Annotated in this window: 24 protein-coding genes and 1 pseudogene; 11 read left to right on the forward strand and 14 right to left on the reverse strand. The window is 61.6% G+C overall.

The genetic code is table 11. The features are described from left to right. Window positions 1-2: 2 nt before the first annotated feature. From paaG to paaA, 6 genes are all read right to left on the reverse strand, one after another. Entirely contained in the window at window positions 3-794 is a 792-nt protein-coding gene (paaG, locus tag ASE26_RS25075; protein ID WP_055929074.1) for a 2-(1,2-epoxy-1,2-dihydrophenyl)acetyl-CoA isomerase PaaG, read from the reverse strand. A gap of 65 nt (window positions 795-859) precedes the next feature. Beyond that, entirely contained in the window at window positions 860-1,936 is a 1,077-nt protein-coding gene (paaE, locus tag ASE26_RS25080) for a 1,2-phenylacetyl-CoA epoxidase subunit PaaE (protein ID WP_055929071.1), read from the reverse strand. 4 nt (window positions 1,937-1,940) lie between these two features. Continuing rightward, window positions 1,941-2,486: a 1,2-phenylacetyl-CoA epoxidase subunit PaaD gene (gene paaD, locus ASE26_RS25085; RefSeq protein ID WP_055929068.1), complete on the reverse strand. Its 546-nt coding sequence runs from the start codon at window positions 2,484-2,486 to the stop codon at window positions 1,941-1,943. Further along, entirely contained in the window at window positions 2,486-3,238 is a 753-nt protein-coding gene (paaC, locus tag ASE26_RS25090) for a 1,2-phenylacetyl-CoA epoxidase subunit PaaC (RefSeq protein ID WP_055929065.1), read from the reverse strand. Before paaC ends, paaD begins: the two co-directional genes overlap by 1 nt. 10 nt (window positions 3,239-3,248) lie before the next feature. After that, entirely contained in the window at window positions 3,249-3,533 is a 285-nt protein-coding gene (gene paaB / locus ASE26_RS25095; RefSeq protein ID WP_055929062.1) for a 1,2-phenylacetyl-CoA epoxidase subunit PaaB, read from the reverse strand. An 11-nt stretch (window positions 3,534-3,544) separates the two neighbouring features. After that, a complete protein-coding gene (paaA, locus tag ASE26_RS25100; RefSeq protein ID WP_055929059.1) occupies window positions 3,545-4,534 on the reverse strand; it encodes a 1,2-phenylacetyl-CoA epoxidase subunit PaaA in 990 nt (329 codons plus the stop codon). A 122-nt stretch (window positions 4,535-4,656) separates the two neighbouring features. Between paaA and paaX the strand changes: the two genes are divergently transcribed. Together paaX and ASE26_RS25110 are read left to right on the forward strand one after the other, a co-directional pair. Next, window positions 4,657-5,580, forward strand: coding sequence for a phenylacetic acid degradation operon negative regulatory protein PaaX (gene paaX, locus ASE26_RS25105; RefSeq protein ID WP_055929057.1), 924 nt, complete (start codon window positions 4,657-4,659; stop codon window positions 5,578-5,580). 191 nt (window positions 5,581-5,771) lie between these two features. Next, complete coding sequence (locus ASE26_RS25110) at window positions 5,772-6,899, forward strand: M14-type cytosolic carboxypeptidase (protein ID WP_055929054.1); 1,128 nt, start codon at window positions 5,772-5,774, stop codon at window positions 6,897-6,899. 3 nt (window positions 6,900-6,902) lie between these two features. Here ASE26_RS25110 and ASE26_RS25115 read toward each other — a convergent pair whose 3' ends face one another. Continuing rightward, a complete protein-coding gene (locus ASE26_RS25115; protein ID WP_055929051.1) occupies window positions 6,903-7,637 on the reverse strand; it encodes a helix-turn-helix transcriptional regulator in 735 nt (244 codons plus the stop codon). A 132-nt stretch (window positions 7,638-7,769) separates the two neighbouring features. On the opposite strand from ASE26_RS25115, the gene ASE26_RS25120 reads away from it, so the two are divergent. Next, window positions 7,770-8,168: a hypothetical protein gene (locus tag ASE26_RS25120; protein ID WP_057247135.1), complete on the forward strand. Its 399-nt coding sequence runs from the start codon at window positions 7,770-7,772 to the stop codon at window positions 8,166-8,168. Between the two features lie 3 nt (window positions 8,169-8,171). Beyond that, window positions 8,172-8,951, forward strand: coding sequence for a DUF2145 domain-containing protein (locus ASE26_RS25125; protein ID WP_057247136.1), 780 nt, complete (start codon window positions 8,172-8,174; stop codon window positions 8,949-8,951). On the opposite strand, the gene ASE26_RS30940 is transcribed toward ASE26_RS25125, so the two are convergent. Then, the gene (locus tag ASE26_RS30940; RefSeq protein WP_156410006.1) at window positions 8,952-9,125 is read right to left on the reverse strand and encodes a hypothetical protein; all 174 of its coding nucleotides are present in this window, start codon (window positions 9,123-9,125) and stop codon (window positions 8,952-8,954) included. Between the two features lie 99 nt (window positions 9,126-9,224). Between ASE26_RS30940 and ASE26_RS25130 the strand changes: the two genes are divergently transcribed. Then, window positions 9,225-10,274 carry a hypothetical protein gene (locus ASE26_RS25130; RefSeq protein ID WP_057247137.1) on the forward strand — a complete coding sequence of 350 codons (1,050 nt, stop codon included), beginning with the start codon at window positions 9,225-9,227 and terminating at the stop codon, window positions 10,272-10,274. Here the strand turns inward: ASE26_RS25130 and ASE26_RS25135 are convergent. The 3 genes from ASE26_RS25135 to ASE26_RS25145 are packed head-to-tail and all read right to left on the reverse strand — an operon-like array spanning window position 10,213 to window position 12,237. Beyond that, window positions 10,213-10,770, reverse strand: a complete 558-nt coding sequence (locus tag ASE26_RS25135) for a PH domain-containing protein (RefSeq protein WP_055929037.1) — start codon at window positions 10,768-10,770, stop codon at window positions 10,213-10,215. The genes ASE26_RS25130 and ASE26_RS25135 overlap by 62 nt on opposite strands. A gap of 45 nt (window positions 10,771-10,815) precedes the next feature. Then, window positions 10,816-11,394 carry a DUF4241 domain-containing protein gene (locus ASE26_RS25140; RefSeq protein WP_057247138.1) on the reverse strand — a complete coding sequence of 193 codons (579 nt, stop codon included), beginning with the start codon at window positions 11,392-11,394 and terminating at the stop codon, window positions 10,816-10,818. A 12-nt stretch (window positions 11,395-11,406) separates the two neighbouring features. Continuing rightward, on the reverse strand, window positions 11,407-12,237 hold the full coding sequence (locus tag ASE26_RS25145) for a type 1 glutamine amidotransferase domain-containing protein (protein WP_057247139.1): 831 nt from the start codon (window positions 12,235-12,237) through the stop codon (window positions 11,407-11,409). Window positions 12,238-12,335: 98 nt separating this feature from the next. On the opposite strand from ASE26_RS25145, the gene ASE26_RS25150 reads away from it, so the two are divergent. Next, on the forward strand, window positions 12,336-13,235 hold the full coding sequence (locus tag ASE26_RS25150; protein ID WP_057247140.1) for a LysR family transcriptional regulator: 900 nt from the start codon (window positions 12,336-12,338) through the stop codon (window positions 13,233-13,235). Window positions 13,236-13,270: 35 nt separating this feature from the next. Continuing rightward, window positions 13,271-13,381 (forward strand): annotated as a pseudogene (locus ASE26_RS32210) (hypothetical protein); the annotation flags it as partial. Window positions 13,382-13,425: 44 nt separating this feature from the next. Here the strand turns inward: ASE26_RS32210 and ASE26_RS31735 are convergent. Further along, the gene (locus tag ASE26_RS31735; RefSeq protein WP_057247141.1) at window positions 13,426-13,668 is read right to left on the reverse strand and encodes a hypothetical protein; all 243 of its coding nucleotides are present in this window, start codon (window positions 13,666-13,668) and stop codon (window positions 13,426-13,428) included. A gap of 89 nt (window positions 13,669-13,757) precedes the next feature. Between ASE26_RS31735 and ASE26_RS25160 the strand changes: the two genes are divergently transcribed. Then, complete coding sequence (locus tag ASE26_RS25160; RefSeq protein WP_200960842.1) at window positions 13,758-15,158, forward strand: PLP-dependent aminotransferase family protein; 1,401 nt, start codon at window positions 13,758-13,760, stop codon at window positions 15,156-15,158. Between the two features lie 765 nt (window positions 15,159-15,923). On the opposite strand, the gene ASE26_RS25165 is transcribed toward ASE26_RS25160, so the two are convergent. Both ASE26_RS25165 and pmbA read right to left on the reverse strand, forming a co-directional pair. Then, window positions 15,924-17,015: a TRAP transporter substrate-binding protein gene (locus ASE26_RS25165; protein ID WP_055929021.1), complete on the reverse strand. Its 1,092-nt coding sequence runs from the start codon at window positions 17,013-17,015 to the stop codon at window positions 15,924-15,926. A 51-nt stretch (window positions 17,016-17,066) separates the two neighbouring features. Continuing rightward, the gene (pmbA, locus tag ASE26_RS25170) at window positions 17,067-18,419 is read right to left on the reverse strand and encodes a metalloprotease PmbA (RefSeq protein ID WP_055929018.1); all 1,353 of its coding nucleotides are present in this window, start codon (window positions 18,417-18,419) and stop codon (window positions 17,067-17,069) included. A gap of 94 nt (window positions 18,420-18,513) precedes the next feature. Here pmbA and yjgA point away from each other — a divergent pair, with 94 nt between their 5' ends. From yjgA to ASE26_RS25185, 3 genes are read left to right on the forward strand one after another with little or no spacing between them, the layout of a single operon-like run. Beyond that, the gene (yjgA, locus tag ASE26_RS25175) at window positions 18,514-19,122 is read left to right on the forward strand and encodes a ribosome biogenesis factor YjgA (protein ID WP_055929016.1); all 609 of its coding nucleotides are present in this window, start codon (window positions 18,514-18,516) and stop codon (window positions 19,120-19,122) included. Continuing rightward, the gene (mog, locus tag ASE26_RS25180) at window positions 19,115-19,723 is read left to right on the forward strand and encodes a molybdopterin adenylyltransferase (protein ID WP_057247142.1); all 609 of its coding nucleotides are present in this window, start codon (window positions 19,115-19,117) and stop codon (window positions 19,721-19,723) included. The genes yjgA and mog overlap by 8 nt, the downstream gene beginning before the upstream one ends. Next, entirely contained in the window at window positions 19,720-20,388 is a 669-nt protein-coding gene (locus ASE26_RS25185) for an alpha/beta hydrolase (RefSeq protein ID WP_055929009.1), read from the forward strand. Before mog ends, ASE26_RS25185 begins: the two co-directional genes overlap by 4 nt. Window positions 20,389-20,407: the final 19 nt, after the last annotated feature.

Here is a 20,407-nt window from a genome sequence, read left to right on the forward strand (position 1 = left end):
GCTTATTCCCCCTTGAAGTTTGGAGCGCGCTTGTTGATGAAGGCGTCCACGCCCTCGCGGTAATCATGGCTGTAGCCAAGCTCGCGCATCATTTCACCTTCCAGCTTCAGCTGGTCGGCCAGGGTGTTGCCGTAGCTGGCTTGCAGCGCGTGCTTGGTGAACGCCAGGCCCTTGGTTGGTGCGGTGGCGAAGTGCTTGGCCATGGCCATGGTTTCGTTCATCAGTTCTTCATCGGGAACCGCTTTCCAGATCAGGCCCCATTGTTCGGCGCGTTCCGCGGAGAGCTTTTCGCCCAGCATGGCGAGGCCGGTGGCGCGGGCGTGGCCGATCAGGCGCGGCAAGTGCCAGGTGCCGCCAGTGTCGGGGATCAGGCCCAGTTTGCAGAAAGCTTCGATGAAGCTGGCGGATTTGGCGGCCAGCACGATGTCGCAGGCCAGGGCCAGGTTGGCGCCAGCGCCGGCGGCGACGCCGTTCACGGCGCAGATGACCGGCATTGGCAGTTCGCGCAGCGCCAGCACCAGCGGGGCATAGAATTTTTCGACGGATTCGCCCAGGTCCACGCAGGCGCCGCCCGGTGCGACTGCGCGGTCGCCCAGGTCCTGGCCGGCGCAGAAGCCGCGGCCGGCGCCGGTCAGCACCAGCACGCGCACGGACTTGTCGGCGCGCAGCTGCCCGAGCGCTTCGCGCACTTCCAGGTGCATGGCCTGCGTGAAGCTGTTCAACTTGTCGGGACGGTTCAGGGTCAGGGTTGCGACGCCTGCTTCGATTTCAAATTTGATGTTTTGGTAGGTCACTCTTGTCTCCTTTTGAACCGGTAACCCGGTGTCTGACCCGCAGGGTCAGACACTGCAGTGCCGGATTATTCAGCCTGGTCGAAATCGACAACCACTTTATCAGTGACCGGGAAAGCCTGGCAGCTCAACACGAACCCACGTGCAATCTCGTAGTCTTCCAGCGCATAGTTGACGTCCATATCCACTTTTCCTTCCACCATCTTGCAGCGGCAGGTGGAGCATACGCCGCCTTTGCAGGAATAGCGCATGTCCAGCCCCGCGCGCAGGCCGGCATCGAGGATCGATTCCTTGTCCTTCTCCATGGTGAACGAAGCCGCATTGCCGTCCATGATCACGGTAACTTCGGTCAGGTGCGGCGCCGCGTCGGCCTGCACGCGCGGCTTGTGCTGGTGCTTTGGAATGCTGGCCGCGAACAGCTCGATCTTGATATTCGGCTTCGGCATGCCCGCTTCCTGCAGCGCGGCGGAAACGCCAAGCATCATGTCTTCCGGGCCGCAGATAAATGCGGTGTCGTAATCCTTGATATCGATCCAGTGCTGCAGGAACTGCTCGGTTTTCTCCTTGGTGATGCGGCCGTTGAACAGCTCAATATCCTGCTGCTCGCGCGACATCACGTAGACGATGTTCAAGCGTTCGAGATAAGCATCCTTCAGCTCCATCAGCTCCGTCTTGAAGATGACCGACGACGAAGCGCGGTTACCGTAGAACAGGGTAAAGCGGCTGGTCGGCTCCGTCAGCAGGGTGGTCTTGATGATCGACAGGATAGGCGTGATGCCGCTGCCGGCAGCGAATGCCAGGTAATTTTTGCTCTGGCCGGCATCCAGCGGCACATTGAAATGGCCCATTGGCGGCATCACTTCAATAGTGGCGCCAGGTTTGAGCGACTCGTTGGCCCAGGTCGAGAACATGCCGCCCGGGGTCCGCTTGATCGCCACGCGCAAGGACCCGTCCTGCACGGCGGAGCAAATCGAGTAGGAGCGGCGCACGTCTTCGTTATCGATATTCGTGCGCAGGGTCAGGTGCTGGCCTTGCTGGTATTTGAAGCTTTCCTGCAGTTCGGCAGGCACGGCGAAGGTGACGGCGATACAGTCGCGGGTCTCCTGCTGCACCTTGGCGACGGACAGTGGATAGAATTTGCTCATGGTGTCAGTGGCACTTGAAGTAGTCAAAGGGCTCGCGGCAATCGAGGCACTTGTACAGCGCCTTGCAGGGCGTGGAGCCGAACTGGCTGGTGATTTCGGTATGGCTGGAGCCGCAGTGCGGGCAGATCACTGTCGGCGCAGGCACCGCGCCGCGCGCAATACCGGCCTTCAGCGGATCGAGCGGCGCGACAGCGGGACGCGGGGTGCGCAGGCCGCTGATATCGACCACCTTCTGCGCCGGCGGGGCGATGCCGTAGCCCTTCAGCTTGGCCTTGCCGGAATCGCTCATCCAGTCCGTGGTCCAGGCAGGCGACAGGCGGGTGATGATGTCGACCTGCCTGATACCCGCATCGTGCAGCGCGCCTTGTACCGCATCGGCGATGACTTGCATGGCCGGGCAGCCGGAATACGTCGGCGTGATCGTGACCGCGCAAGACGATGTCCCGGTAACCTGGACATCGCGCACGATGCCAAGATCGACCACGGAGATCACAGGGATTTCCGGATCGGAGACCTGCTCCAGCAACGACCAGACACGCGCTGCGTCCATCACCACTCCGAACCAGGGTAAGCGCGCTGCAGGAACTGCATCTCGGCCAACAAGTAGCCCAGGTGCTCGGAGTGGCGGCCTTGCTTGCCGCCTTTCTGCATCCACGCATCGGCTGGCGGCATGGTGAGCGTCGCTTCGCCGAGGATATCGGACACGTGCGACAGCCACTGTTCGCGCAGCATCGACGCCGCTGGCGCAACGCCTTCCGCCACCATGGCCTCATCCACCGCGTCGTAGTTGAATACCTCGCCGCTATACATCCACAGTTCATCGACGGCAGTCTGCGTGAACTGATGCGAGACATCGGTGCCGTCGCCCAAGCGCACAATCAGGTCGCCGCTGCGGCGCAGGTGATAGGTCACCTCCTTCAGCGATTTTTCGGCGATTTCCGCAATGCGCGCATCGCTGCACTTGGTCAGCGCCCCGATCAGGAAGTAATGCCAGGTATCGAAGAAGAACTGGCGCACCAGAGTGTGGGCGTAGTTGCCGTTCGGCTGTTCAACCAGCAGCACGTTCTTGTAGTCTTGCGCATCGCGCAGGTAAGCCAGCTTGTCCTCGTCGCGGCCAGCGCCCTCCAGTTCGGAGGCGTAGGTGTACCACATGCGGGTCTGGCCCAGCAGGTCCAGCGACACATTCGACAGCGCCATATCCTCTTCCAGCGCCGGACCCTTGCCGCACAATTCGCACAGGCGCTGGCTCAGCACCATGGCGTTATCGCCCAGGCGCAGCAGGTAATTGACCTTGTTATCCATGTCGGGAGCCTTACAGGTTCTTCACTTCTTCCGGCATCGGGAAGAAGGTCGGGTGGCGATACACCTTGCTGTTGGATGGCTCGAACAGCGGGCCCTTGTCGGCCGGCGCGCTGGCGACGATATCGGCGGCGCGCACCACCCAGATGCTGACGCCTTCATTGCGGCGCGTGTAGACATCGCGCGCGTTGTTGATTGCCATCTCCGCATCCGGAGCATGCAGGCTGCCCACATGCTTGTGCGCCAGGCCATGCTGGCTGCGAATGAAGACTTCCCACAGTGGCCATTCTTTGCTCATCTTGTCTCCTCTCAGGCCGCAGCCTGCTCCTTATTGTGTTTGTCGGCGTAGGCAACCAGCGCGTCGCGGAACCACTCGCCATCATCGTAGGCTTTGACGCGGGTGCGCAGGCGCTCGCGGTTGCAAGGGCCGTTGCCCTTCAAGACCTGGTGGAATTCATCCCAATCGATTTCGCCGAAATCGTAGGAGCCGCGCTCCTCGTTCCACTTCAGGTCCGGGTCGGGCACCGTCAGGCCCAGGAACTCGGCCTGCGGCACGGTCTGGTCGACCATGCGCTGGCGCAGTTCATCGTTGGAGAACAGCTTGATGCGCCACGCGCTCGATTGCGCGCTGTTGACGGAAGCAGCGTCGGACGGGCCGAACATCATCAGCGACGGCCACCACCAGCGGTTCAGCGCATCCTGCGCCATCGCCTTCTGTTCCGGCGTGCCTTTAGCCAGCGACATCATGATGTCGTAGCCCTGGCGCGCGTGAAAGGACTCCTCCTTGCAGACGCGGATCATGGCGCGCGAGTACGGGCCGTACGAGCAGCGGCACAGCGGGATCTGGTTGATGATGGCCGAGCCATCCACCAGCCAGCCGATGGCGCCCATGTCGGCCCAGCTCAGGGTCGGGTAGTTGAAGATGGACGAGTACTTTGCTTTGCCGCTGTGCAGGGCCGCCAGCAGTTCGTCACGCGATACGCCCAGGGTTTCGGCCGCGCTGTACAGGTAGAGGCCATGGCCCGCTTCGTCCTGGATCTTGGCCAGCAGGATCGATTTGCGCTTCAGCGTCGGCGCACGGGTCACCCAGTTACCTTCAGGCAACTGACCGACGATTTCAGAGTGGGCGTGCTGGGAAATCTGGCGGATCAAGGTCTTGCGGTAAGCCTCCGGCATCCAATCCTTAGGCTCGATCTTGATGCCGGCGTCGATGCGCGCCTGGAATTCGCGCTCCTGCGCGTCCATATCTTCTGCGGTCTGGACCTTTTTCAGGCCAGTTTCCACCATTTGTGCGTACATAAGCAGGGCCTCCTGGTTCGGGATAGACTCATAATACGATACAAAAACTGCTTTGCAAACGAATTTTATGTGTCATTTAAAAAATCTGTATCCAGATCAATGACAGGGTATAAACTCGGTCTATGCAAAAAAACCAGAAAATCAATGGCTGGATTGAAGAAATCCTGGCCAGCGACCCGCCGCGCTCCAAATCGCTGGTGATGACCATCTTCGGCGACGCCATCGTCCCGCATGGCGGCATGGTGTGGACTGGCAGCCTGATCGAATTGCTGGCTCCCTTTGGCGTCAATGACCGCCTGCTGCGCACCTCCGTTTTCCGCCTGGCGCAGGAAGGCTGGCTGGGCGCCCAGCGCGACGGCCGCCGCAGCAGCTACGCGATCACGCCCGACGCCATGCGCCGCTTCAGCCGCGCCTTCCGTCGCATCTACGCGCCGCTGAACGTGCACTGGAACGGCCAGTGGACCCTGGTGCTGGCCGCCGACGGCCTCGATGCCCCCGCGCGCAGCCAGTTGCGCAAGGAGCTGCTGTGGGAAGGCTACAGCGTGATTGCCCCTGGCATTGCGGGCCACCCCGCCGGCGATATGGAAGCACTGGAAGCGCTGCTGTCGCGCCTCGGCCTGCTGCAAAAAGTGTATGTGGTGCAGGCCAGCGAAGTACCCGGCCTGCACGCACGGCCGCTGGGCGAGATGGTGGCAGAGGGCTGGGACCTGAGCGAGGTGGCCGCCGGCTACCAGAAGTTCGTGGCCGCCTTCGGCGCCCTGCCTGGCCTGCTGGCCGAGGCAGGCGAGATCGACCCCGAGCAAGCATTCGTGCTGCGCACCCTGCTGATCCACGCCTACCGCCGCGTGCAACTGCACGACCCGCAGCTGCCGATCGAACTGTTGCCCGAGCCCTGGCCCGGCGCCCGCGCCTACGACTTGGCCAGCCAGCTCTACCGCCAGCTCACAATCCCCGCCGAACAGCACATCCTCACCGCCCTGCGCCGCGAAGACCCCAGCGCCCCGCAACCCGAAACCAGCTTCCACCAACGCTTCGGCAGCCTATAGCAGAGCCCGTGTCACACCTTGGGGTCACCTTGGGGTCACACCCCAGGTGTGACACGGACACATCCGCAGTCACGGTCGCGCTCGTGTCACACTTAGGGTGTGACCCCATGGTGTGACACGGGCGCGGCTGTAGGGGCTGGTGTATCATGTCGGGCTTCGCGCGTAGCGCTTCATTTCCGACAGGACACACAATGTCTATCAAGATCAGCAGCCAGTTCGATGCCGGCGCCATCGATGTGGTCAGCGTTACCACCGCTGGCGACATCGACGTCAATATCCGCAAGGACTCCCACGCGGATATCATCCAGTGGTTCTATTTCCGTGTGCAGGGCGCGCAGGCGGTGCCGCTGTCCATCCGTTTCCTGAACGCTGGCAAGGCTGCTTATGCTGAGGGCTGGAAGGGCTACAACGCTGTAGCTTCTTACGACCGTGATCACTGGTTCCGCGTCCCGACCTCCTTCGATGGCGAAGTGATGACCATCGAGCACGCGCCGGAACATGACTCGGTCTACTACGCCTACTTCGAGCCGTATTCGTGGGAGCGCCACCTGTCCCTGCTGGATTCCGCACAAATGCACCCGCTGGCCGAACTGGTCGACCTGGGCAGCTCGGTCGAAGGCCGCGACATGAACATGCTGGTCATCGGCGACCAGCAAGCCGAGAAAAAGGTGTGGGTCATCGCGCGCCAGCACCCGGGCGAGACCATGGCTGAATGGTTTGTGGAAGGGATGGTCGAAGCCCTGCTCGACGCGTCCAACCCGTACGCCCGCCAGTGCCTGCAGGATGCCTGCTTCTACATCGTGCCGAACATGAACCCGGACGGCTCCGTGCGCGGCAACCTGCGCACCAACGCTGCCGGCGCGAACCTGAACCGCGAGTGGAACGAGCCGACCATGGAACGTTCGCCGGAAGTCTTCCTGGTCCGCGAGAAGATGAAGGAAATCGGCTGCGACCTGTTCCTGGACGTGCACGGCGACGAAGGCCTGCCTTACGTCTTCGTGGCCGGCAGCGACGCCCTGCCGACTTTCACCAAGGAGCACAAGGCCGCGCAGGACAAGTTCATCGCCGACTTCAAGCTGGCGTCGCCGGACTTCCAGTCCGAGCATGGCTATCCTGACTCGCCATACACTCCGGAAGTGCTGACCATGGGTTCGCCGCACATCTCCCACCTGTTCGGCTGCCTGTCGCTGACCCTGGAACTGCCGTTCAAGGACAATGCCAACGATCCGGACGAACTGGTTGGCTGGAACGGCGCCCGTTCCGCCAAGCTGGGTGCGGACGTGCTGCAGCCGGTGCTGCGCACCCTGCGCAACTTCTAATCCTTATCCGCGCAGCAGCGCCCGGAATGCCTTCGGTATCCACGGGCGTGCTGCCAGCATGATGGTCACGGCGCGGCGCTGTTCCCACGGCAGCCGCGCATCATCCTGGTGCTGCAGCGAGAATTCGTCTGCCACCTGCTTCAAACGATCCAGCAAGAGACGCGTCGATTGCTGCGACAGCATCACGCTCACCAGCCGCTGCACCTCATGATGGCCGTCGAAGCGGCTGTCGAAATAGTCGCTGTACGCCTCGTCGCGGAAGAAGCCCTGGATCGGGCCATTCGGCAGCCAGCTGAAGGTGCGCGACACCAGCAGCTTGACCTTGTTGTTCGGCTTCAGCATCAGGAAGCCGATCTTGTCCAGCCTTAGCAGGCAGGCCGTCGCTTCGGCGGCGCTGATCTTGTAGTTGGCCACCACTTCCTCGATCGGAACCTGGTTCAGCGCCAGCACGGCTACCACCAGCAGCTTGGTATCGCTGATGATTTCCTTTTCCTGCGCGTAGGTGAGCTGCGAGACCAGGTGCGGCGTGTCGGCGCTGGCTTGCGCCAGTTCGGCGAAGTCCATTTCAAGCACGGCCAGTACCTGCTCCAGCCGGTCAAGCGTGAAATTGCGGGCTGCGAACATGCGTTTGATGCTGGGTTCGGAGAGGCCGATCTTCTGCCCGAGGACAGCGTAGGTGATGCCGCGCGCCTTGAGTTGGCGTTTGAGCGCGTCGACCAGGCGGATAACGTTGGACATGCTTGAAATTCCTGCAATAAGTATCGAATAATGATACCACCAGCACGGGTTGGCGCTACAGTGCGCACCGGCGATTGCCGCGGACCGGTGGCCGCAGCAAGATGGCCACTCCTTTAACCTGTGGAGCAAAAAATGAAACGCACCCTGATCGCCGCACTGCTTGCTGCCGCTTGCGCCAGCAGCCAGGCGGCGGATGGTTCGCAAACTTTGAGCAAGGGTGTTGGCGCCTTGTCCGGCGTCGTCGTGGCGGGTTCCGCGCTGACCGTATTAGCGGGCGGTTCGCTGGTGGTGGAATCCGTCGAGGTGATCGGCGACGGCATGGTCGTCGTGCTGAAGGCCGTTGGCGATGGCAGCAAGGCCACCGTGGAATTCAGCGGCAAGGCGCTGGAAGGCGTCTCCGTGGTTGCCGGCACCGCGGTCAGCGCCGTGGCCATGTCGGCCGGCCATGCGCTGGTAGTATCGGGCAAGGTGATCGCTTTCATCCCGAACGAACTGGGCAAGGCCCTGCTGCACCATAGCCGCGTGAGCTGAATCATGAAACGCATGCTCCTTGCATTCTCGCTGGCCTGTGCGATGGCCGGCGCGGCCCACGCAGGCCAGCACTGTGAAAACAAGCCGATGTCGGTGAACGAAGTGGAACGTTCGCTGGACCTGGCCCAGCGCAGCATGAAAAAGCTCGATGACAGCGGCGCCCAGGTTGCGATCATCGCCCGCGCCGGACAGGACCTGTCGAAGTTCGGCCTGCGCTACTCCCACGTCGGCCTGGCGTGGCGCGACCATCCGGCGGGCCGCTGGGTGGTGGTCCAGCTGCTGAACGATTGCGGCACGGCGAATTCGGCGCTGTACAACGACGGCCTGGGTAACTTCTTCCTTAGCGGCCTGTATCAATACAAGTCGCAACTGATCCTGCCGTCGCCCGAGGTGCAGGAACGGCTGGCGCAGGTACTGGCTTCACGTACGCCGGTGCGCATGCATGAACCGAAATACAGCATGCTGTCTTATGCCTGGTCGACGCGCTACCAGAATTCCAACCAATGGGCGCTGGAGACGCTGGCCGCCGCCAGTGCCGCCCCGGGCAAAGTGGAAACCCGCGCCGAGGCGCAGAAGTGGCTGAACGACGCGGGCTTTCGCCCCTCCGGGATCGATATCGGCCTCGGTTCGCGCGTTGGAGCGCGCCTGTTCCGCGCCAACGTCGCCTTTGACGACCACCCGACCGGACCGCGCATCCGCGGCCACTTCGACACCATCACGGTGGATGAGATCGAGAAGTTCGTGCGCAGCTACGATCGCGGCGCGCGTGTGATCGAACTGTGATTACTTACGGCTGAGCTTACGAACGCGCGTCACGTGCTTGCGGCGCAGCCGTTCAAGCTCGCGCGCCTGCGGGTAGCCCGGCTGGCCAGGCGCGCGCAGGTGCGGTGGGAGATTGGGCGCCTCCGGCTCGAAATACAGCGCAGGCAGGCGCTCGATTTGGCGTTTGCTGGTCATGCTTCATGTTAGGCTCGGACCCCGGAAGTTGCCAGTTTTGTGCTGGCGCAAAGACGGTGCTGCGATCTGCGCCGATCATGGGCCTTTATGGAGGCGAACATGAAGCTATTTTTCCCCCTGTTGGCTTGCGCCTTGCTCGTCGGCTGCACGGCGCTGCCCTACCGCCCGGCACAATCGGACGGCGCCTTCCCTGGCCTGGTGGACTTTGCCGCCACCGCGCCTGGGCAAAGCGTCGATGTACTACTGGTACATGGCATGTGCACCCACGACGTCCGCTGGGCTGATGAAACGGTAGCGCAATTGGGCGATGCGCTCAATGCCCAACCGCTGCGCGCAGCAGGCGCGGCGCCAGCTGCTGATATGGATGGCATAGAAATAGTCGAGCGCACCATCAAGCTGCGTCAGGGCCAGTTGCGCATCAAGGCCCTGGTCTGGTCGCCGCTGACGACGCCCCTCAAGCGTCAGCTGGACTATGACCTCAGCGCGCACCTGAGGACCACGCGCGCGAAGCTGAACGCGCAGGCAAAAGACAAGCTGCTGGACGATTGCATCCCGGACGCCCTGATCTACCAGGGCATAGCGCGCGACGCCATCCAGCGGCACATGGCGCAGGCGATCCTGCGTGCGACCGGAGATGGACCGCCGGACGCGCCGCTGCTGGTGCTATCGTCCAGCCTTGGCAGCAAGATCCTGTTCGATACCCTGCTGCGTATGGACAGCGCCGCGCAAGGCACCATTGACCGCATGGCCTACCTGGTGATGGCTGCCAACCAGATCCCCCTGCTCGCGCTGGCCGACCAGCAGGTGCCAGCTACCGCGCCGGGCATGTCGGAGACCGTCGCCCGTCCGCTGGACAGCCTGCACGCAGTCTTGCGCAAACGCCGTGCAGGCGTCACGCCGCGCAGCACCAACACCGGTAGCTTAAGCCTGGTAGCGTTCAGCGACCCGAATGACCTGCTGACCTATACGCTGGAAAGAGAACGCTATGCGGGCTTCGGGGTGAATGTAGTGAATGTACTGGTATCAAATGCGGCCACCTGGTTTGGCCTGTTGGAGCGCCCCGATCACGCGCACACCAACTACCTGCTCAACCCAGACGTTGCCCGAATGGTCGCGTGTGGTGAGCCGCGGAGTGCGCGTTGCGAATGATCGCGTAGACCTTGCGCGCTTCAGCGATGGTGTCGAAGCGCGGCAGCTCTTCAACGCCAGGCCAGGAGGCCAGTCCGCTGAACATATTGCCTGCCGGTGAAACGCCAAAGGCAATGGTGCCCTCGCCCTTGCCGTTCTCCGTCAGCGAAAACTCGCCCATTGCGCGCAAGTTCAGGCTTTTCATCCTGCGCTTGAAAACTCCGGAGCGGATGATGATGCGTTCATTGGTGACCGCGTAGTCGGTATAAGCGCGTTGCCAAGCTTCGACCGCAAAGCGGCCTGCAGCCATGTACAGCCCCACCAGCACGAAAGGTATGCCCCACAGGCGAAATACCAGCGGCGCATCGGAGCTGAAGACGGAGTATTCCCAGAACAGGGCAAAGCCGCCCCACATCAAGCTGAATGGGACCATCAACAAATCGGAAGCGCGCAGCATCAGACCCTGGCGCGGGGCGCCGCTCCATAAGACGCGTTCATTGATCGACAAATTGTCCATGCCGCCATCTTACCCGGCAGTAGCGCCTTTAATTCTGGCAGATTGTCACTTCCAGAAGAACAGTAAGCGTTTCCACCAGCTTCGACCGCTTGGCGCTGCATCGTGAATGGCGGGAACGACAGCGAAGTCGCTTACCAGGCTGGCTACGCGGCCATCCGCGCCGTAGCCAAAGTAGGAGGCATACGGGCCGCCATTAGCGGCGGCAAATGAGATGGCGCTTTCCGGCCCGGCTTGCGGGTCCATGAAGCAGGCGGCGCCCGACTCCACGCCGTAGCCGAAGATATCGCCCGGCTTGAGCGTGCGGGCGTCTTGCGTGGCGACCAATGCGGGATACCAGTGTGCGACCGGCGTGTCGGCTAGCTGCACGCTGGCATAGGCAAGGCGCTCGTCGCCATTTTCAAACCGTGCAATCAGCAGCGTGACGGGATATTCTCCATTCGGCACGCATTGCGTGAAGGGCTGCGGTCCCACTTCGGCCGCTGCATCGCCGGCGGCAATCCTGCCGGAGGTGACTGACAGCCGGCCGGTTTCGACCAGCGAGAATTGAACAGAGGTCTCTTCAAACGTAAAGCGCTCCGCAGCAAAGGCGGAGCGCAGTCCTTCGGGATTGGGCGCATAACTCATGCACCAATCATATTACTTTTGAAGGCGTGCCAGCAATTCCTTGCCTACCAGCGGTGCCGAAGCAGGATTCTGGCCGGTGATCAGTTCACGGTCGATCACCATATTGCCCTGCCAGTTGGCGGCCTTGGAGAACTGCAGGCCGGCCTTCTGCAACGCGGTCTGCGGGTAGAACTTCATTTCGCCGCCGCCCAGCTGTCCTTTGGAGGCCTCCTCTTCATCGTTGGTGAAGACGGTGACCTTGTAGCCGGAGTAGATCCATTTCGGCTGGGTTGGCGTGGCGCCTTGCGCCAGCTTCATGCTGAAGCCCTTGGCATCCGGCATGGCCGACAGCAGTGCGATCGGGCCGTGGCATACCAGTGCGGTCGGCTTGCCATCATGGTGGAAGGCGGCCAGCACCTTGCCCAATGCGGGACTGGCCAGCAAGTCCTGCATCGGCGCGTGGCCGCCGGGTACATAGACCGCATCGTATTTGCCGTAGCCCTGCTGCTCAACGCGCGCCAGGCTCACTACCGGTGAATTGGTGCTGTCAGTCAGTCGCAGTTGTTCCAGCAGCTTGTGGTGCGCGTCCAGTGCGGCCTGGTCGCCGCCAAAGAACATCGGGTTGACCGAGTCTTTGTCCAGCGTCGGCGCCTTGCCGTTCGGGGTGGCGAATGTGATGGTGTGCCCGGCGTCCAGCAGCATTTTCACCGGCTGCATCAGTTCATTCAGGTAAAAGCCGGTCTGAAAGGTCTTGCCGGCCTTCAGGTCCAGCGTGGCTTCGTCGGACAGCACGACCAGCACGTTGCCGGCGCTGGCGTTCATTGCGGCGGCGGCGAGGGCGATGGCGGTAAGGTTCTTGATCATGGTTTGCTCCTTGTGGAAGTTGATGGTGCTACTTTATTCAAACCTTAAACGGCGATAAACTACCGCCAGACCAAACCATTTTTCCCTTAAAGGCAATAATGAGCCGTAAGTACGACCACCTGAGCGACGTCGAAACCTTCGTCACCGTCGTCGAGCGCGGCTCACTGACAGCGGCAGCCGTCGCCATGTCGACCACGCCCTCGGTCATCAGCCGCGCGCTGGCCAGGCTGGAAGCGCGCCTCGGCACCCAGCTCCTGCGCCGGACCACGCGCAGTCTTGGCCTGACCGATGCCGGCCGCCTGTACCTGGAACAGACGCGCGCCGCGCTGTCCCTGATCGACGACGCCGAGCGCGCCGTGCAGGCTGACGGCGGCGAAGTTACCGGACGACTTCGCATCAGCGCCCCCACCACGTTCGGCCATTACCGGCTGCCGGCCCTGCTGCGACAGTTTGCCGAGCGCTATCCGGCGGTGCGCGTGGAACTGAACATCACCAACCGCAACGTCGACCTGGCGGCGGAGAACTTCGACTTCGCCATCCGCCAGGGCGTCCTGAAAGACAGCGGCATGATCGCCCGCAAGCTGGAAGACGCACAGCTTGTGCTGGTGTGCTCGCCGGAGTATGTGCAGCGGCGCGGCTTACCACGCGACATTGATGCGCTGTCGACGCATGACTGCCTGACCTTCCTGCTACCCAGCACGGGTCGCTCCTTCCCCTGGCAATTCATGCGCGCCGACGAAGAGCTGGACTGGCCGCCTGAATCGGCGCTGCAGGTGACGGATGATGCTTTGGGAACGGTAACGCTGGCGGAGGCTGGCCTGGGCATATGCCAGACCTTCCGCTTCATCGCACAGGATCGTCTTGAACGCGGCGTACTGGTGGAAGTGCTACCCGAATTGAAGGGCCGCAGCCGGCCCTTCTCCTTGATCTACACGCCGCAGCGCCGGATGACGGCTGCGGCGCGTGCCTTTATTACCTGCGTCCTCGCGCCGGCATAGGTGGGAGAATATGATCCTGTCTCACACGTGCCTGGATTGCCTATCGTGATGCCACATGGGCCTTTGAAGGAGAAATGGGGGCAGGTGATGGCACGGCCGAGGGGTTGTATAACCTCTCGTGCAAGGAAGGCCTCACAAAAGAACGAGCAGATCGCCTCCAGGCTGCGTCACGGAATAGGGATCCTGACCATCATGATATGTTCAAGTCCAAACCGAGCATCCTGCATAGGACAATGGTGACGAATCCCAAGCCCAGAAGCGATAGCATGAAAACTGCGGCCACCTTGCCGCTCGCGCGTAGCACCGCGCGCCGCTCCTTCCCCGTCTCTTTCTCCTTCTTCCCTTGATCGTAATGCCACTTGACGGCGTAGAACATGCCCGTGCCAAGCACGAGAAATTTGAACGTAACTAAAACTACAGGGATCCAATCCATCTTTTTGAGTATTTCCAGGCCATTTAATTGGTATTGCTACATGCTCTAACGCATACTACTTGAAAGCAATTTCCATACATTGAGACAAAATGTCCCAGGTAAAAACCATACAAGATGAAAATTTGCCAAACTGGTTGCCGCAGTTGACCGCGCAAGGCGGGCCACGCTTCTTGCAGATTGCGGATGCGTTGCAGGCAGCGGTAGCGGAAGGATCGCTGAAACCGGGTGAGCGCCTACCTCCGCAGCGCCGGTTGGCGGCACAGCTGGACGTCGACCTGACGACGGTCACGCGCGCATACGACGAGGCGCGGCGCCGCAACTTGTTGGAAGGCCGCGGCGCTCGCGGCACATATGTTGCGGCACCGAAAGTCGAATTGACCTCGATCCTCGACCTGAGCATGAATACCCCGCCACCGCCCGATGGCGCGGACTTCGGCGACATGCTGAAGCAAGGTTTGTCCCAAGTCCTGATGCGGGCAGATAGCGACTTGTTGATGACTTACCACCTGGCCGGAGGAAGCGAATCCGACCGTCAGGCTGGAGCCAAATGGCTCGAACCAATGTTTGAACGCCTGGATTCGCGACAGCTTGTTGTCTGTCCCGGAGCGCAGGCGGCAATCGCCGCATTGATCCTCGCGCTGACGGAGCCTGGTGACGTTATCCTGGCAGAGCCAATGAATTATCCCGGCTTGCGTGCCGCAGCGTCCCAATTCGGTCGACGCCTCATTACGGTGGAGGCGGACAAGCACGGAATGGTGCCAGGGATGCTTGAGGCAGCGTGCCGCAAGCACAAGCCTAAGCTGGTCTACCTCAATCCGACCTTACAGAACCCGACCGCCATCACGATGCCGGAACGCCGGCGCAGGGAGCTCGCCAGCATCGCGAAGCGCTGCAAGCTACGCATCGTCGAGGATGATCCATACTGGCTCCTTGCCGATGCCCCGCCACCACCTATTGCCACGCTTGCCCCCGAACAGGTGTACTACATCTCGACCCTGTCGAAATGCCTGACGCCCGGCTTGCGTGTCGCCTTCGTGCTAATACGCGACCCGCAAGAACGCGAACGTTTCCTGGTCGCGCTAAGATCATTTGCGCTGATGGCCGCACCCCTGACGGCCGCACTGGCCACCCAGTGGATATTCGACGGTTCGGCCGACGCGTTGATGGCCGGCGTGCGCAAAGAGGCGCGCCTGCGCCACCGGATTGCTCGGGATATTCTTGCAGGGCGCTACAGCGGCGCCGGAGACGGCCTGCATGTCTGGCTCGAGTTGCCGGCGTATTGGAACTCCTTGCAGCTTGCGCGTGCAGCCGACAGCGAGGGTATCGCAGTCACGCCGGCGGAGGCATTCGCAGCTGGCAGCGGTTCCGCGAATGCGATTCGGATCTGTTTGGGGAGCATTAAGGACCGTGGACGACTGCAGGCGGGACTTCAACGTCTGTCTCACCTGCTTGCACGGCGCCCCGAGTCGTTCAGCGCTGCCGTGGTTTAACTGCCCAGGAAACACTGTACGTCATCCGGAAGTCTTCTTGATTCGGTCGTAAGAAAACATTGGTGCAACATGGCTGGCGATCGGTAGTTCGTGCCGATTGGAGCGAACGAGGCGATCTTCTTTATAATTTGGCAAACGCGTTTCCAGATCAGTGGAAAGAAGTCCATTGGCGCGAATTTACGCACGCGGGCGGGGAGGCCCAGTTGTTTAGGCCTATAGGATTGCACGAGAAGCTATTTGTCTGCTCCGCAGTGGATCCGCTTCAGCACCCAAGATGGCCGGCATTTACAATATAGGCATGTCATCCAAGCCCCCAATTTTTCCCGGCCCTCGTACCATGCGCGGTGCTGTACTAGCGGTACTACTATCCAACGCGGACCAAACCGGTAGTGAGCCGCTGCGAGGACGGGTAACACTAGCTGCCATCGTAAAAGCCCTGAAACGCAAATACCACTGGCCAATTGAAACCATCAGTTTCCCCTCCACTGCCGCTGATGGCCGCGCGACCTGGGCTACTGTTTACAGTTTGCCTCCGGAAGTCATCGATGCTGCTATGGATGCACGAGGCCACGACTGGCTCAAGAGCACTGGGTATGCTCCAGTTGTGTCTTCAATCGGCAGCTAGAAAGTAAATGTTTGTTGGCCATCCGACGCCACTGGCGGCCAATGGCACTCCCCATGACTGGCTGATTGCGCGTAACGGGGCGTTAGCGGACGCTGTTCACACGCCGCAGCGCCTCAGGGCGGCTGCGGCGCGTACCTTGCCTACTTGTTTCCTCGGCCAGCCTTGATCAGGAAGTTCTGCATGGTGGATTCCGCCACCGACGCCCACTGGTTCTGGTCGTTGCGGAAGCGCTTCCACGGTTCGTAGATCTTGGCGAACTTGGCATTCTTCGCCGCTTCTTCCGCCATCAGCTCATTGGATGCCTTGTAAGCCGCTTCCATGATGTCGTTGGAGTAGTTGCGCAGCTTGACGCCGTTCTTCATCAGGCGGCCCAGCGCGGTCGGGTTCTTGAAGTCGTACTCGGCCTGCATCACCACGTGGGCTTCGTAGGAAGCGCATTCCAGCGCGGCCTGGTATTCCTTCGGCAGCTTTTCCCACTCCTTGATGTTCACGTACAGCGTGAACGATGCGCCCGGCTCCCACCAGCCCGGGTAGTAGTAGTAAGGGGCGACCTTGTAGAAGCCCAGCTTCTCGTCGTCGTATGGGCCAACCCATTCCGCCGCATCGATGGTGCCTTTTTCCAGTGCGGGATAGATGTCGCCGCCAGCCAGCTGCTGCGGCACCGCGCCCAGGCGCTCCATCACCTTGCCGGCCAGGCCGGCGATGCGCATCTTGGTGCCTTTCAGGTCGGCCACGGATTTGACTTCCTTGCGGAACCAGCCGCCCATCTGGGTGCCCGAGTTGCCGGCGATGAAGTTCATCACGCCATAGTCTTTGTAAAAGGCGCGCAGCAGCTCCTTGCCGCCGCCCTGGTCATACCAGGCGGTGTGCTGGCGCGAGGTCAGGCCGAACGGCACCGCGCAGTCGAGGGAGAACGTCGCATCCTTGCCGTAGTAGTAGTACGAAGCGCTATGGCCGCATTCCACCGTACCCGCTTGCACCGCGTCCAGCACCTGCAGGCCGGGCACGATTTCACCGGCGGCGAATACGCGGATATTGAATTTGCCACCAGTCAGCTGCGCGACGCGTTTGGTGAACGTGTCGGCAGCGCCGTAAATGGTGTCGAGGGATTTGGGGAAGCTGGATGCCAGGCGCCAGGTGATGGCAGGCGATTCGGCTGCGATAGCCGGTGCGGCGATAACTCCTGCGCCCGCACCTGCTGCGGCCTTCTTGATAAAGGAACGACGTTCCATACGTACTGTCTCCTTATGAGGGTTTTATCTCGGGACAGTGTATGGAAATATTTAGTTCCCGGCAACCACCATCTTTTCGATCAGGATCGAGCCGGTTTGCTTGGTCCCGCGCACCAGGGTATCAGTGCCGATGCCGACGATGTCCTTGAACATATCCTTCATATTGCCGGCGATGGTGATTTCCTCCACCGGGTACTGGATCACACCATTCTCCACCCAGTAACCGGACGCGCCGCGGCTGTAATCGCCGGTGACATAGTTGGTGCCCTGGCCCATCAACTCAGTGACCAGCAGGCCGGTGCCCATCTTGCGCAGCATGCCGGCGAAGTCGTCGTCCTTCCTGGTCTGCGAAGAGCTGATGGTGAGGTTGTGCGAGCCGCCGGCATTGCCGGTGGTCTTCATGCCCAACTTGCGCGCCGAGTAGGTCGACAGGAAGTAGCCCTGCAGCACGCCATTCTTGACCACCTCGCGCTTTTGGGTACGCACGCCTTCTTCGTCGAAAGGAGCGGAGCCGATGGCGCCCACCACATGCGGGTCTTCCTTGACCTGGATATGCGACGGGAAGATGTCCTTGCCCAGCGAGTCGACCAGGAAGGACGATTTGCGGTACAGCGCGCCACCCGAAGTCGCCTGGACAAAGGCGCCCAGCAGGCCGGCAGCCAGAGGCGCCTCGAACAGCACCGGGCAGGTGCGGGTGGCCAGCTTGCGCGCATTCAGGCGCGCCAGCGAACGTTCCGCGGCATAGCGGCCGACAGCTTCGGCGCTGGCCATTTTCTTTGGATCGCGCACCGAGGTATACCAGTCGTCGCGCTGCATCTTGGCGCCCTTGCCGGCGATCGGGGTCACCGACAGCGTGTGGCGCGAGTAAGGATAACCGCCGATGAAACCGCGCGAGTTGGCCGACACGAAATGCGACTGCTGCACGTGCACGCCGGCGCCTTCGCTATTGGTCACGCGCGGGTCGACCGCGAAGGCCGCTGCTTCGGCGCGCTGCGCCAGGGCCACGGCTTCTTCCGTGGAAATCGTCCATGGATAGAACAGTTGCAGGTCTTGCGGGTTCTTTTCCAGCAGCTCTTCTTCCGCCAGTCCGGCGCAATCGTCTTCCGCCGTGAAGCGGGCGATGTTGTAGGCCGCTTCCACGGTCGCCTTCAGCGAGGACTGCGAGAAATCGGAAGTGCTGGCGTTGCCGCGTTTCTGGCCGATGAACACCGTAACGCCGATGCCCTTGTCGCGGTTTTGCTCGATCGTCTCGATCTTGCTCTTGCGGACCGAGACCGAAAGACCGCTGCCTTCGCTGATTTCGACGGCAGCGTCGCTACCGCCCTGCTGGCGCGCGTACTGCAAAACGTCGCGTGCCAGCTGTTTCAGCTGGTCCTGGGAATAGGAGAAGGCGGATTCGCTCATGGGGTCTTTTTGGGGGGCTGGGCGTTAAAACAGTTATCATAGCAGCCGTTTACCGTTTTTACAGGTAGGGTGTGTAACCCCTGCCGTCCATATCATGCCAAATCCAAACCGTGGCTCGGTGGGCTTCCAGTCCAGCGAGTTCGAACAAGAATACGAACGCCCATCCAAAACCGAGCTGAAACGCCTGTCCGACGCCCTGCAGGCGCTGGGCAAGGAACTCGTTGAAGCACCGCGCGACCGCGTCAAGCGCGTACCGATGCCGGAAGATGTGCGAGATGTTATTTTGGAATGCCAAAATATCAACAACCACGAAGGCCGCCGCCGCCAGATGCAATTCATCGGCAAGAAGATGCGCACCCTGTCCGAAGAGGAAGTGGCTGCCATCAAGCGCACCATCGAGGGCTGGAAAGGCGCCTCCAAAGCCGATACCGCCGCCTTGCACGCGCTGGAACGCCGCCGCGACAAGCTGCTGGCCGACGACAAGGCACTGACCGTGCTGCTGGCAGAAGCGCCGCACCTGGACGTGCAGCACCTGCGCACCCTGATCCGCAACGCCCGCAAGGAACAGGCCGAGAACAAGCCGCCGAAAGCCTACCGCGAGATCTTCCAGATCCTGAAGGACCTGGACAAGTCGGCAGCCAAGGCTCCGTCCCCAGGCGAGGAAGTTGACGTCGACGCGCCTGAAGGCGAAGAAGATGAGTGACGAGACGCTCGTCGTCGGCCTGGTATCGATTTCCGACCGCGCCAGCGGCGGTGTGTACCAGGACCAGGGCATTCCGGCGCTGGAAGAGTGGCTGCGCAGTGCGCTGACCACTCCGCTGCGCTTCGAAACGCGCCTGATTCCCGACGAGCGAGCACAGATCGAATCGACCCTGGTGGACCTGGTCGACCAAGTGCGCTGCCACCTGGTGCTGACCACCGGCGGCACCGGCCCGGCGCGCCGCGACGTGACGCCGGAAGCGACTTTATCCATCGGCACCAGGGAAATGCCGGGCTTCGGCGAGCAGATGCGCCAGGTCAGCCTGGCCTTCGTGCCGACCGCCATCCTGTCGCGCCAGGTCGCCGTGATCCGCGAAACCGCGGACCACGCAGCCCTGGTGATCAACCTGCCGGGCCAGCCGAAAGCCATCAAGGAAACGCTGGAAGGCCTGAAAGATGCCGATGGCAAGCAATTAATTGGCGGCGTGTTTGCAGCCGTCCCTTACTGCATCGACCTGATCGGCGGCCCTTACGCTGAAACCAACGACGCCGTGTGCAAGGCATTCCGCCCCAAATCCGCCATTCGCAAGAAGGACAACGCATGACCCACCTGCTGGATTCCATCGTCATCGACAGCAAGCCCAATCCTGGAGTCTCCGTGATCTGGATGCACGGACTGGGCGACAGCGGTGAAGGCTGGGCGCCGATCGTCAATGAACTGAACCTGAGCGACCTGCCGGGCATCCGCTTCATCTTCCCGCATGCGAACACGATGCCGGTGACGATCAATGGCGGCTACGTCATGCGCTCGTGGTACGACATCGTGCATACCGACCTGGGTCGCCAGGAAGATGAAAAAGGCCTGCGCGAGTCGCAGATCCTGGTCGACGCGCTGATCGAACGCGAAATCGCGCGCGGAATTCCGGCGAACCGCATCGTGCTGGGCGGCTTCTCGCAAGGCTGTGCAATGACATTGCAGGCCGGCCTGCGCTATCCGCAAAAGCTGGCTGGCCTGATGTGCCTCTCCGGCTATGTGCCGCTGGCCGACAAGGTAGCCGCCGAACGCCAGGCTGCCAACCAGGAGACGCCGATCTTCATGGTGCACGGCCGCATGGACCCTGTGATCCCGATCGAGCGCGCGGTCGCATCGCGCGACCTGCTGGCAACGCTGGGCTACCAGATCGAATGGCATGATTACCCGATGCAGCACTCGGCTTGCGCCGAAGAACTTGCGCATATCTCGGCATGGCTGAAGAAAGTGCTCGCCTAAAACAGCATCCCACACGCGC

Origin of the sequence: Duganella sp. Root198D2 (genome assembly GCF_001428585.1) — a bacterium.
In the GTDB taxonomy this organism is placed as follows: Bacteria; Pseudomonadota; Gammaproteobacteria; order Burkholderiales; family Burkholderiaceae_D; genus Rugamonas.

Coding starts and splice junctions, on each gene's coding strand:
- paaE (WP_055929071.1), bottom strand. CDS start 1,936: ATGAGCAAATTCTATCCACTGTCCGTCGCCAAGGTGCAGCAGGAGACC.
- paaD (WP_055929068.1), bottom strand. CDS start 2,486: ATGGACGCAGCGCGTGTCTGGTCGTTGCTGGAGCAGGTCTCCGATCCG.
- paaC (WP_055929065.1), bottom strand. CDS start 3,238: ATGGATAACAAGGTCAATTACCTGCTGCGCCTGGGCGATAACGCCATG.
- paaB (WP_055929062.1), bottom strand. CDS start 3,533: ATGAGCAAAGAATGGCCACTGTGGGAAGTCTTCATTCGCAGCCAGCAT.
- paaA (WP_055929059.1), bottom strand. CDS start 4,534: ATGTACGCACAAATGGTGGAAACTGGCCTGAAAAAGGTCCAGACCGCA.
- paaX (WP_055929057.1), top strand. CDS start 4,657: ATGCAAAAAAACCAGAAAATCAATGGCTGGATTGAAGAAATCCTGGCC.
- ASE26_RS25110 (WP_055929054.1), top strand. CDS start 5,772: ATGTCTATCAAGATCAGCAGCCAGTTCGATGCCGGCGCCATCGATGTG.
- ASE26_RS25115 (WP_055929051.1), bottom strand. CDS start 7,637: ATGTCCAACGTTATCCGCCTGGTCGACGCGCTCAAACGCCAACTCAAG.
- ASE26_RS25120 (WP_057247135.1), top strand. CDS start 7,770: ATGAAACGCACCCTGATCGCCGCACTGCTTGCTGCCGCTTGCGCCAGC.
- ASE26_RS25125 (WP_057247136.1), top strand. CDS start 8,172: ATGAAACGCATGCTCCTTGCATTCTCGCTGGCCTGTGCGATGGCCGGC.
- ASE26_RS30940 (WP_156410006.1), bottom strand. CDS start 9,125: ATGACCAGCAAACGCCAAATCGAGCGCCTGCCTGCGCTGTATTTCGAG.
- ASE26_RS25130 (WP_057247137.1), top strand. CDS start 9,225: ATGAAGCTATTTTTCCCCCTGTTGGCTTGCGCCTTGCTCGTCGGCTGC.
- ASE26_RS25135 (WP_055929037.1), bottom strand. CDS start 10,770: ATGGACAATTTGTCGATCAATGAACGCGTCTTATGGAGCGGCGCCCCG.
- ASE26_RS25140 (WP_057247138.1), bottom strand. CDS start 11,394: ATGAGTTATGCGCCCAATCCCGAAGGACTGCGCTCCGCCTTTGCTGCG.
- ASE26_RS25145 (WP_057247139.1), bottom strand. CDS start 12,237: ATGATCAAGAACCTTACCGCCATCGCCCTCGCCGCCGCCGCAATGAAC.
- ASE26_RS25150 (WP_057247140.1), top strand. CDS start 12,336: ATGAGCCGTAAGTACGACCACCTGAGCGACGTCGAAACCTTCGTCACC.
- ASE26_RS31735 (WP_057247141.1), bottom strand. CDS start 13,668: ATGGATTGGATCCCTGTAGTTTTAGTTACGTTCAAATTTCTCGTGCTT.
- ASE26_RS25160 (WP_200960842.1), top strand. CDS start 13,758: ATGTCCCAGGTAAAAACCATACAAGATGAAAATTTGCCAAACTGGTTG.
- ASE26_RS25165 (WP_055929021.1), bottom strand. CDS start 17,015: ATGGAACGTCGTTCCTTTATCAAGAAGGCCGCAGCAGGTGCGGGCGCA.
- pmbA (WP_055929018.1), bottom strand. CDS start 18,419: ATGAGCGAATCCGCCTTCTCCTATTCCCAGGACCAGCTGAAACAGCTG.
- yjgA (WP_055929016.1), top strand. CDS start 18,514: ATGCCAAATCCAAACCGTGGCTCGGTGGGCTTCCAGTCCAGCGAGTTC.
- mog (WP_057247142.1), top strand. CDS start 19,115: ATGAGTGACGAGACGCTCGTCGTCGGCCTGGTATCGATTTCCGACCGC.
- ASE26_RS25185 (WP_055929009.1), top strand. CDS start 19,720: ATGACCCACCTGCTGGATTCCATCGTCATCGACAGCAAGCCCAATCCT.